The following is a 12111-nucleotide window of genomic DNA, read 5'->3' as shown; positions in this document are numbered from 1 at the left end:
AAAATTTCCAGTACCAACCGAGCTTTTTCCTCTGGGCTGAACTTCCTTCTTGGACCTGTCATACAACTAAGAAACTCCTTTTTTGCTGTCTAGTTTATATGTAGCATTATATTCTTGCAACTGAGTACTAGATGAATGTGAGGTAAGCATAATGACTAATGCGGAATGCAGAGCGGTAATTATAGACGATGAAGCTTGGATTCGGGAAGGGATAAGCGAAAATATCGAATGGAAGAAGCTCGGTATCGTTCTTGTTAAAGTTTTTCATGATGGGGCCGATGCGTATGCCTATCTGAAAGAAAACCAGGTGGACATTATTCTTTCCGATATCCGCATGCCCAATATGACCGGACTTGAAATGCTGGCCAGGCTTCGCGACAGAACAAGCGAGAACGCGGCGGACGATTTGTCTCGCATTAAGGTTATATTTTTAAGCGGTTACAGTGATTTCAAATTCGCACAGGAAGCTTTGCGCTTAGGAGCAGTCGACTATCTGCTTAAACCTTCGGAATTGGTAGAGATTGAAAATGCGCTATTAAAGGCTAAGGCTCTCTGTACTTCGGACGGAGTCCGTCAATTTAAACAATTAAGCAGTACAGAGCCGTCAGAAGAGCCGGGTTCCTATCTTATTAAAAAGGCGCTGAAATATATTCACGATCATTGTGCCCAAGAGATTTTGTTAGCAGATATTGCTAATGAGCTTTTCATTACGCCCAACTATATGAGCAGATTATTCCGTCAGGAGACTGGTCAGTCCTTCAGCGATTACTTATCACAGATTCGTATAAATAAAGCTTGCAGCTTGATTGTGGAAAGCAACATGAAAATTTATCAGATTGGAGATATGCTTGGTTATACTAACCCTCGTTGTTTCAGTGATTGGTTTCAGAAAAATACGGGCATGTCTCCAGTTGAATATCGCAGAAGGCATAATTAAATCGTTTTCGATTTATGTTGGAAATCGGAATAAATGATAGATTCACTACGTTATATCCTTTGCCTTAATCCCTTAAGATTAAATTGTGAAACGCTTTCACGACTTCACCAGGGGGGATTCAATGGGGAACAAAAAGAATACTGCACTAGAATGGCGAACTTGATTTCATTTTTTAAGGAGGTTTATCTATGAAAAAATATCTTAGTTTCATGCTCATGGTTATGCTCATGATATCGTCAATGCCAATATCCGTTCAGGCGGAAGAACCGGTCCAGTCAACAACAGAACCTGTCGTATTGCAGGATTTGGTGCAATATGTAAATCCATTGATCGGTTCTAATAACTTTAAGGGTAACAGTGAATTTGCAGGCTTGGCGCCATTTGTTACCTCGCCGTTCGGCATGACAAATTTCACGCCGCAAACAAGGCAAAATTCAATCGGAGGCATCTCTTATTTATACACCGACAAACAGTTTAAAGGATTTTTCGCATCACATCAGCCCGCAATCTGGATGGGGGATTACGGATATGTAAACGTAATGCCGCAAATTGGCAATATTAGCCCAAGTGAAAGCGGGCGCGCACTTACTTTTGACTATAAGAATAATGACAGCTCAAAGCAGGAAAACAAAGAGGAAGTATCGACGCCTTACTATTATAAAGCAAAGATGGGTTCCAATGTGGGCAAGCCCATCACAGCAGAAATGACAGCCACTGAGCGCAGCGCAATCTATAGATATACGTTTCCAGCGAACGACAAGTCCAGTATTCTGGTCGAGTCTGCTCGTGACAGGGCAAAAGGTAATGTAACCATAGATGAGAATAACAAAGAGATCTATGGCTGGAATAACGATAATATGAGCGCTCACCTGAATAATAAACCGCCACAAAACTTGAAAGGTTACTTTGTTATTCAGTTTTCAAAACCATTTAATGCAAAAGGGACCTATAATAATTATGTCCCGACAGCGAACGGAACATCCGTTGAAGGGCAGAAATCCGGTGGATATGTAACGTTTAATACAACAGCTAACGAAGTAATTGAAGTCAGAATAGGGACCTCCTTTATCAGTGTTGATCAGGCAAGGAAGAACATTGAACAGGAAATAGGAGCGAAGTCTTTCGATACTGTGAAAGAAGAATTGAAAAATACTTGGAACACGAAGCTCAATACGATCCAAATCGAAGGAGCAACACAAGACGAAAAGTACATTTTCTACACAGCGATGTTCCATGCGTTGATGTATCCAAGAATGTTCTACGAAAATGTGGGTGGAACCAACAAATACTACAGCCCTTATGATGATCAAATACACGATGGCAAGTCATACACGGACTTCTCGATCTGGGATACGTTCAGAGCTCAAAACAGCTTCTTGACGCTTGCTGCACCTGAAAGAATTGATGAGATGGTTCAATCCTTGCTCCAGAACTACAAGGAAGGTGGATACATGCCGAAATGGCCGAATCCGAACTATACGAACATCATGATAGCTACGCATGCGGATTCGCTTGTTGCGGAAGCCATTAATAAGGGATTCAATGGTTTTGATTATAATTTGGCATATCAAGCTGTTTACAAGGATGCCATGGCGCCTCAAACGGGCGATGGCACTATTAAGTGGGCAGATAGACAATCAAATGTTCCGTATGAAGCACGTGCGGGATTAAGCGCTTACAAGGAATTGGGATATGTTCCGAATGGATATGTAAACGAGAATGTTTCGAATACGATTGAAGGCGCATATGACGATTGGGCTGTTGCGCAAGTTGCGAAGGCCGCAGGGAAAATGGAAGATTACAAATTCTTTCTGAACCGCAGTCAGAACTATAAGAACACAATTAATCCAAGTACAGGCTATGCGATGGGACGAGATGCAATTGGTAACTGGTCCACAGATGGAGAACAGTTTACAGAAGGTGACAGGAGAAAGTATACATGGTTCGCTCCGCATGACCCACAGGGGCTTCTGAATTTAATGACGCAATATAAGGGAGCAAATTTCTATAATACGGAGCTGGAGAAGGCATACGGTGATGGTGGAGCCGATTGGATTAATCTCCAGAATATACCAATTAATTCACGTTATCCCAATCATTGGATTGAGCATCAGAATGAGCCGACTCACCATTATCCCTATATGTTTAATTTCAGCGGTCGTCCTGATCTTGCCCAAAAGTACGCAAGAAAAACCCTAGTTGAGAGTTATTCCAACGACACAGCAGGGATGTTAGGAAATGACGACTGCGGTCAAATGTCTGCGTGGTATGTATTCTCGGCAATGGGCTTCTATTCGGTCAATCCAGCATCGGGCGAATATATGATCGGCAGTCCTATATTTGATAAAGTTACCATTAACAATCCGAAAACTGGCACTAAATTTGTAATAACAGCGCCTAATAATGACAATAATAACTTTTATATTAGCTCTGCCAAACTCAATGGCTCTGCTCTCAATATTCCGGTCATTACTTACGACCAAATTACCAACGGGGGTACATTGGACTTCGTGATGAGCAGTACGGCTACGGATTGGGCTAAAGGTTACTCCAAGCCTGCGCTTGTATATGACGCGACGGCACAAAGCCCGGAGCATCTTACGAGCATCACAGCGCCTGCAGCCGTTACAGGTTTGTCCAACGGAACAGCCAAGACAGTAGCAGCGCTTGGATTGCCTGCGAAATTATCCCTTGTAACCGATTCAGGTTATTTGAATGCCAGTGTGTCTTGGGATGTAAGCGGCACAAATTATGATCCAACAGCGTTCACAGGGCAGACATTTACAGTACCAGGAACCGTAACCCTGCCTGTTGGAGTCTCAAATCCGAATAATGTACCATTGACAATTAGCATTAGCGTAACTGTAAACCCTATCATTGCAATACCTGGAAAAATAGAAGCGGAAAATTATTCTAGTATGTCTGGGATTCAATTAGAGAACAGCTCGGAAGGGACAAAGAACGTAGGTTATACAGATTCAGGAGACTGGATGGACTACGTTGTAAATGTGCAAAAATCAGGATTGTACAAATTAGATTACAGGGTATCAGTATCCAGTGGTACAGGCATTGTCAATTTCTCAGTAGATGGTGTTTCGAATAAAATAACATCGTTGCCGTCAACCGGTGGCTGGCAGAATTGGAGGACCGTATCCGACCAGGTTAACTTAAGTGCCGGCAAGCATAACATTAGGCTGGCCATCAATACAGGCGGCTGGAACCTTAACTGGTTTGAGTTATCGGAAGCGCCGCCAACGAATCTCACGAGCATAACAGCGCCTGCAGCCATCACAGGAGTGCCCATCGGAACGGCGAAGACAGCGGCAGCTCTTGGGTTGCCCGGTAAAGTATCTCTTGTAACCGATGCGGGAAATGTGGATGCTAGTGTGAATTGGGATTTAACTAGTGCAAGCTACGATCCGACTGCCGCGACGGCGCAGACCTTCACGGTATCAGGAACCGTAACCCTGCCTAGTGGAGTGGCAAACCCGAACAGCGTACCTTTGACAACAATCATTAGCGTATCTGTAAAGCCTGCCGAACTAGTAGCCCACTGGAAGCTCAATGAAGGCTCCGGTACAACCGCTGGCGATTCTTCAGGCAAGGGCAACACCGGAACTCTGGTTAACAACCCAACTTGGACCAATTCGGGCAAGTTCGACGGAGCGCTTGCTTTCAGCGGCGGCTCAAGGGCTGAGATCAACCCTTCGGCAACTTTGAATCAAACGGGTGACGAGACCGTGTCGTTGTGGTTCAAGACTTCTCAGGCTTCAACTGGCTACATGAATGTTTTCCGTCAAGATAAGCGTTTCACGGCCCTCCAGTTGACAGGCGGGGGTCAAGCTCGCGTGGCCTATTGGATCAATGGTTCATCTAGTAATCAAACGCTGACGTTTCCATGGACCTACAACGATAACAACTGGCATCATTATGTGGCTTCCTACGATCACGCATTGGGGCTGAAGATCTATATCGACGGTAACGTAGTGGCAAGCAACGCAACGAATCTCGGACTACTTCCGATTGTAACGAATAAAATCGTGTTGGGAGCCAATGAATCCGGCGGAGAAGCTTTCAATGGACTGCTGGACGACGTTCGTGTATTTAACGGTATGTTGAGTCAGGCTCAAGTAACGCAATTGATGAATGAGGGGCAAGGGCCGACGCTTACGAGCATAACAGCACCGGCAGCACTCACAGGGCTGACAAACGGCACGGCAAAAACAGCAGTTGCCCTTGGTTTACCTGCAACCGTAGAACTGGTTACCAATACGGGAAGCGTGAATGCCAATGTGACATGGGATGTGAATGCATCAAACTATGATCCAACTGTGAAAACGGTACAGACATTCACCGTAAGTGGAACTGTAACTCTGCCTGTCGGAGTGGTAAATCCGTACAGCGTGGCATTGACAACAAGCGTCAGCGTAACTGTATTGCCGGCACCAACACCAAAGTCTACATTGACAGGTGTACAGCAGGTGGACTCTGGCCAAACCTTCACTCTGAAGATGGGACTGGCCGATGTTACACAAAGCGTATATCAGCAAGTGTACGCCCAAGATTTCACACTGCAGTATGACCCTGCGAGTGTACAATTCGTTTCGGTGACATCTCTGGTAGACGGGTTCCAAGTCATCGAAACAAAGGAAACGACTCCAGGACAACTCCGGATTTTGGCTGCAAGCAAGGGCGCGAGCGTACCTGCCCAAGGCGATATGTTCGCAATCCAATTTAAGGCCAAATCTGTAACCCAGGCAACCAATACGACAATTTTAGTAGACCATGTTGTGATTGCCAATGCACCTGGGAATGAGCTGCAGGTCGGCGGTGCTTCCCGCGAGATCCAAATTACTGTACCTGCTATACCTGTAGATAAGTCGCAATTGAACACAGCAATTGCAAGTGCGCAGGCGAAGTACAATGCAGCAGTGGAAGGCGGCGGAGACGGACAGTATGTAAGTGGCTCCAAAGCGCAATTGCAGTCGGCTATCGATGCAGCCAAAGTGGCAGCGGACGATTCGAATGCTACTCAACAACAGGTGGATAGCGCGAAAACCGCATTGGAATTGGCAATGCAAGTGTTCGAAAGCAAGAAAATAATCACAGATATCAATGGTGGCGGTGTCTCAATTGGTGACTTGGCTATGGTTGCGGCTGCTTACGGTAAAGAACAAGGTCAAGTAGGCTGGAATGAGAAAGCGGATATCAACCATGACGGCAAAGTAGACATAGTAGACCTTGCCATTGTAGCTAAGGCGATCTTACAATAAACCAAACTAAACTTTGTTGTAAGTCGAAAGTAATCTCTTCGATGATTTATTAGATAGCTTAGACTAATTCTCTCTTCACTATGCAGCAGATCTGTGAAATTATCACAGGTCTGCTTTCTATCATAATTTTAGTCCGACGACATTGTGTTGAAACGAGGGGATTTAGATGAATCTGGATATTTGCCGAGCGGTAGTCGTTGACGATGAGGTTTGGGTTCGCGAAGGCATTCAAAATCACTTGGATTGGTCATCCTTAGACATTCAATTGGCTGGTGTATTTGAGAACGGATTGGATGCATGGGCGTATATGGAAAACCATGATATTCAAATCATCATTTCAGATATCAATATGCCCCAAATGTCCGGATTGGAGCTGGCAACCAGGCTGATGGACCTTCCCCGGCCCTATCCCGCGAAAGTCATTTTTTTAAGCGGCTATGACGATTTTTTATATGCTCAGGAGGCTATACGGCTTGGAGCTATCGATTACTTAATGAAACCAATAGGAGTCGAGGAGCTTACAAGGGTGTTACAAGGGGTGAAAAGCGATTGGGATCACTGGGTTGAAGCCAACCGTCACAATCAACCCGAGTTAACGATTGACAAAACTGAAGTGCCTAAATCGTTACAGATTACAAATGCCTTGGAAATCATCCACGAACGATTTACGGAAGAATTGCAACTAACGGATGTAGCAGATACTCTCTTCATCTCGCCAAATTACTTAGGACGGCTTTTTCGTAAGGAAGTGGGAATGCCCTTTCAGGATTACATCGGTTGCCTGCGAATCGATCATGCTTGCAAATTGCTTACAACCAGCGTTCTTAAGATATATGAAGTTGGAGAGCTGAGCGGATTTTCAACAGCACGGCATTTTAATGATAAATTTCAAAAGATGAAAGGTATCTCCCCGGGTGATTATCGCCGACGCTATTCATAGGCGTTCGTTACGATTTTAAACCAACGCAGAAAGCAAGGTGAACGCCATCATAAAACCAATCAATTCCGTTTCTATTCGCACACTATTACTTGGCGCTTTTCTAACGCTGATGCTGATTCCTTTTTTAGTTATTGCTTTAATTACTTATCATAAGGAGAATCAAATTATTCAGAAGCAAACAAGTCATTTTCTCCTGCAAACCGTTGAACAGACGCAGCGCGCAATGGACGCCAACTTAGCGGAAATTGACCGCTTGACATGGGCTTTACTTTATGAACAATCGTCAGACCTGGATTTTCTTAACGGCTCTTTCGGTTCTGCATATCAAATATTTGAGGCAAGTCAACGTTTTAAACAAAAATTTTATACCGATTTGTTTAGGGGCAGGCTGGAGTATATTCAGGCTGTTCATTTTATTACTCCAGAGATGAACATCCTTTCTACAGATAGCACTTTCAGGTCAAATAGTCAGTTGGATCTTGCGAATTATCAATTTATCGTCAGTCAAATTGACAAAGAACCGCTTCAGCTTCATTGGTTTAGTAAATCGAGAGAAGTCTTTCATCCGAAGGAAAGTTTTGATACATCAATCAAGGAATCGGTAACAGCGGCTCGCCGTTTGATTGACAGTAATTCAGGGAAATTGAAAGGGTATTTATTCATACAATTTAACGACAGGTTTATCCAGGAGAATTTGCAAAATGTTCAGATCGGGGCAACCGGAGCCATCTATGTGTCCGATCGTTCTGGCGATCGAGTATACCAGCAAGAAAGGCAATTGATGGACAACACCAAGCTTATTGATGCAATAACCTCCGTATCCAATAAAGAGAACGGGTATCAGATTGTCGATAACGAATGGCTGTTAGCCTTTAACAGCTCCGAAGTTAGCGGTTGGAAAATGACAGCTATCGTTCCCATGAATGAATTGATTGGAACGAATCAACAGATACTAAGCTATTTACTTTTGATGACCTTAATGGGAGTAATCGTCTTCATTATTATTTCTTTATTGCTAGCGACTTCGATCTCTAAACCGGTTATACAACTGGCCCGTCATATGTCCTCGGCTTCATTGCACCATTTGGTAGAAGAACATAGTCCAATACGGGAAATACGTATTCTAAACAGGAATTTTAATCATCTAATCGTACGCACACGCGAGCTTATCAAGGAAAATGAAGTTCAGGAGCAAGAGAAACGGGAAGCTTTGTTAAAAGCGCTGCAAATGCAAATTCATCCTCACTTTTTGTATAACACATTGGATACCATGTATTGGATGTCTGTCAAATATAAAGCAGAGGCTGTCAGTAAGCTGGTTACGGCGCTTGGAAGGTTTTTCAGATTCACCTTGAACTCAGGCAGAGAATGGATAACGCTTCAACAGGAAATGGAACATATTCAAAATTATTTGATCATTCAATCGTATCGCTACCAGGATAAATTCAGCTATCAACTTACGATAGAGGAAACGATTCGCAATAATAGGATCATGCCGCTAATTTTGCAGCCGTTGGTTGAAAACGCCATTGAACACGGCATTTCGAAGTCGAGCGAGAAGGGGACGATTTCGATCGTGGCCTGTAAAATCGGCGACAAGGTGTGCATCTCTATTGCGAACACAGGGGGGCGATTGGATATTGAGCATGTCAAGCAATTATTAAACGCTGATCACGCTAGTGAACATGTTGGCTTGCGTAATGTTCAGCAACGCATTAAACTTGCGTTTGGCAAAGATTACGGATTGCAGTTTTCTATCAATTCTATAGATGGAAGCGTGGTTATTGTTACTTTGCCTCACCAAGATTTGTTCGCAGCGAAACCGATGGAGGTTTGACCATGAAATTAATGCTGAACCGAATCGTTTATGTTTCTTTCGTTTCTTTCATGCTTATGATCGTTTGGGCTGTAAGCGGAGTCCTGTTAATGAATCGGGTAGATATTGACCCGTCTGAGACGATCGCCGCGAAGCGAACGGTTAAAGTCCTTATCCGAACCGGTTCCGAATCAGCAGGCTTGCGCCAAATTGCTAAAGTGTTTGAGGAGGAATTCGGAATCCAGGTCGAATTCATAGAGCTGGGTCGCGATGTTTACTTTACATCAGTAGGAACGCAGCTCTTTGCCGGAACGAATGCGTTTGACGTTGTTTTTTTGCCGAACACCTCGATCGCGCAGTTTGCCGACACGAAAGCGTTGCAACCGCTAGATTCCTTTATGAATGATTCTCGGTATACGGATCGGCAATTGTTTGATGTGGATGATTTTCTTTCGACTTATCCGTATAAAGGAGCTACTTTCGCGCTTCCAACGGACATCAGCACGCATTTTCTTTATTATCGCTCGGATTTAATTCCGAAACCTCCGGAAACCTGGAATGAGCTTTACGCTATCGCGGCGAATTTTACGAAGCAGCGTAATGAAGGCTCGCCAACTCGCTGGGGGCTGGCAATGCCTGCCGTCGTACCTGAGGAACGATCTAAAATATTCTCCTCATTACTCTGGACATATGAAGGAGATGTGATCGAGGAGAATACGGGACAAGTGCTTTTTGACCAGGCAGGTTCTATTGCAGCCGGTTCGTTTTTGAATCGTCTTGTTCAAGAACGCATAGTTCCCTCAGATATGATTACATGGGATTTTTCCAGAACGAGAGATGCGCTTCTTTCGGGTGAAATCGCAATGGCAGCACCGTATTGGAATTCAGCAATCGATATGATTAATCAGAGTGATTCTCCTTACAAAAACGCAATTAAGATCGCCTTGATTCCGGGAATCCGCGATCAAGCCGGAGTCATTTATCGAACTCCGTTTCAGCACGGTTGGATGCTGGCGATGACTGCAAATGCGAAGCATCCAGTTGATGCGTGGGAATTTATCAAGTTTGCCACAGGAAAGCGTGGCGGGAGCATATACGCCCAATTTGGCGGAGTTCCTGCAAGGCGATCGATTTTATCCGATCCTTCATTTTCAAGTAAGAGGCCTGATTTCGCTCTGATTCTGGAAAGCATGAAGACCGCAAAACCTGAGCCTTCCCTGACCTATTATCCGGCTATGGTCGAAATCGAGAATGATGCGTTAGCCAAAATACTGACCTTGCACGAAGACCCGAGAAGTACACTGCTTGATGCTGCCAGTAAACTTCGGAATCTGGTTGAGAAGGTCAGAAACTGAATGTAAAGCAGAGGAATATGGCCATGGCTGTGGCCACTATCATGAATGATTAAATACTTGGCCTGTAGTCTGATTATCCCAAATGGGAATTTTTGATTACAAGGCCTATTTTTTGTTAATAGAAATTTTAATAGGTTGTTAGGCTTTTCTGTGCTTCATAATGGAATAAATAATAGATTTCATACGTTATCTTTCTGAACAAAATTATTTAAAATAAGAATTGTAAGAGCGTTTACAAACTTTATAGAAATGGAAGGGGAATATCAATGAAACACACACTTAAAGTAACTTTCTCTGTCTTGACTGCTACGGGACTTCTGCTTACGGCTTGTAGCACGACGAAAACGCCAGAAGCTTCCAAACAACCAAGCACAGAGAATACGCCTGTTGCAACACAGCAGCCTGCTAAAAAGGAAGTCGAAATCTTTAGTTGGTGGACTGGTGCAGGCGAAGAGGCGGGGCTAAAAGAACTGGTAAGGCTGTTCAAGATGAAGAATCAGGATATTGAAGTAATCAACGCTGCTGTTGCCGGCGGCGCGGGAACGAATGCCAAGGCTGTTCTGGCCAGCCGTATGCAGGGTGGAGATCCGCCAGGTACATTCCAGGTACATGGGGGCGCTGAATTGAATTCCGGTTGGGTGGCAGCTGATAAAGTTCAACCTCTAAATGATTTGTATGAGAAAGAAGGCTGGAAAGACAAGTTTCCGAAGGATTTGATTGAGTTAGTCAGCAAAGGTGACAAAATTTATTCCGTACCTGTCAATATCCATCGTGGTAACGTAACATTCTATAACAAAAAAGTATTCGAATCGAATGGTTTGCAGCCGCCAAAAACGTTTGACGAATTTTTCAAAGTTGCGGACGCGCTTAAAGCCAAGGGGATTACGCCGTTAGCGCTGGGTGATAAAGAACCGTGGGCGGCTACGATGCTGTTTGAGAACGTGCTGCTTGGCCATATGGGTGCTGATGGCTACAAGGACTTATTCACAGGCAAAGTGAGCTTTGACGATCCGAAAGTTAAAGAATCACTGGAGATATTCAAAAAGATGCTAACTTACGCGAACAAAGATCATGCGGCAAGAAACTGGCAGGACGCTGCGCAACTGGTCGCCAAAGGCGAGGCTGCCATGAATGTCATGGGCGACTGGGAGAAAGGTTACTTCACGACAGACCTGAAATTAAAGCCGAACGAAGAATTCGGTTGGACAACAACTCCGGAATCCGAAGGCAGCTTCATGGTCATTACGGATACATTTGCATTGCCTAAAGGCGTTAAAGATCCGAATACGGTCAAGGAATTCTTGAAGGTACTAGGCTCCGTTCAAGGTCAAGACATTTTTAATCCTTTGAAGGGCTCCATACCTGCGCGGGTGGATGCGGATGTATCTAAGTACGATGTTTACGGCAAACAAACCATTGAGGACTTTAAGAAAGCGAAGCTGGCGCCTAGTCTTGCACACGGCTCTGCGGCATCCGAAGGCTTCTCGACGCAAGTGAATCAAGCCATCACAGTCTTTGTAACGAAGGGCGATGTGAATCAGGCGGCCGCAGCTTTCAAGCAAGCTGCTTCGGCAAACGGCATTTTCAAATAAGATAAAACTGAATGGATGTTGGGGGCTGATTCTTCAGCCTCCTCCTTAATTCGGAGAGGATGGAGAGGACATGAACTCAGTCAGACGAATAAATCCTACTGATATTGCATCAAAAGTTCATCATAGAGAGAAAAAAAGAACTTGGAAAATGGAGAGCCTTTCTCCGATTTTAATGCTAGCGCCTTCCCTGATCGCGAT

Annotated in this window: 6 protein-coding genes; all 6 read left to right on the top strand. The window is 44.3% G+C overall.

Annotation, left to right across the window (positions count from 1 at the left end; all coding sequences use genetic code 11):
- Window positions 1–151: 151 nt before the first annotated feature.
- Window positions 152–937, top strand: coding sequence for a response regulator transcription factor (locus AC58PQ_RS29285; RefSeq protein ID WP_497247880.1), 786 nt, complete (start codon window positions 152–154; stop codon window positions 935–937).
- A 188-nt stretch (window positions 938–1125) separates the two neighbouring features.
- Window positions 1126–6210 carry a GH92 family glycosyl hydrolase gene (locus AC58PQ_RS29280; protein WP_497247878.1) on the top strand — a complete coding sequence of 1695 codons (5085 nt, stop codon included), beginning with the start codon at window positions 1126–1128 and terminating at the stop codon, window positions 6208–6210.
- Between the two features lie 166 nt (window positions 6211–6376).
- Window positions 6377–7150, top strand: a complete 774-nt coding sequence (locus AC58PQ_RS29275; RefSeq protein WP_497247875.1) for a response regulator transcription factor — start codon at window positions 6377–6379, stop codon at window positions 7148–7150.
- A gap of 37 nt (window positions 7151–7187) precedes the next feature.
- Window positions 7188–8987: a cache domain-containing sensor histidine kinase gene (locus AC58PQ_RS29270; RefSeq protein ID WP_497247873.1), complete on the top strand. Its 1800-nt coding sequence runs from the start codon at window positions 7188–7190 to the stop codon at window positions 8985–8987.
- A gap of 2 nt (window positions 8988–8989) precedes the next feature.
- Window positions 8990–10321, top strand: coding sequence for an ABC transporter substrate-binding protein (locus tag AC58PQ_RS29265; RefSeq protein ID WP_497247871.1), 1332 nt, complete (start codon window positions 8990–8992; stop codon window positions 10319–10321).
- Between the two features lie 266 nt (window positions 10322–10587).
- Window positions 10588–11913 carry an ABC transporter substrate-binding protein gene (locus AC58PQ_RS29260; protein WP_497247869.1) on the top strand — a complete coding sequence of 442 codons (1326 nt, stop codon included), beginning with the start codon at window positions 10588–10590 and terminating at the stop codon, window positions 11911–11913.
- The last annotated feature ends 198 nt before the right edge of the window (window positions 11914–12111 follow it).

The sequence above is a fragment of the Paenibacillus sp. J22P143 genome (assembly GCF_059692035.1).
Note: the sequence above shows the minus strand (reverse complement) of the source record. Positions and strands in the feature narration are given on the sequence as shown.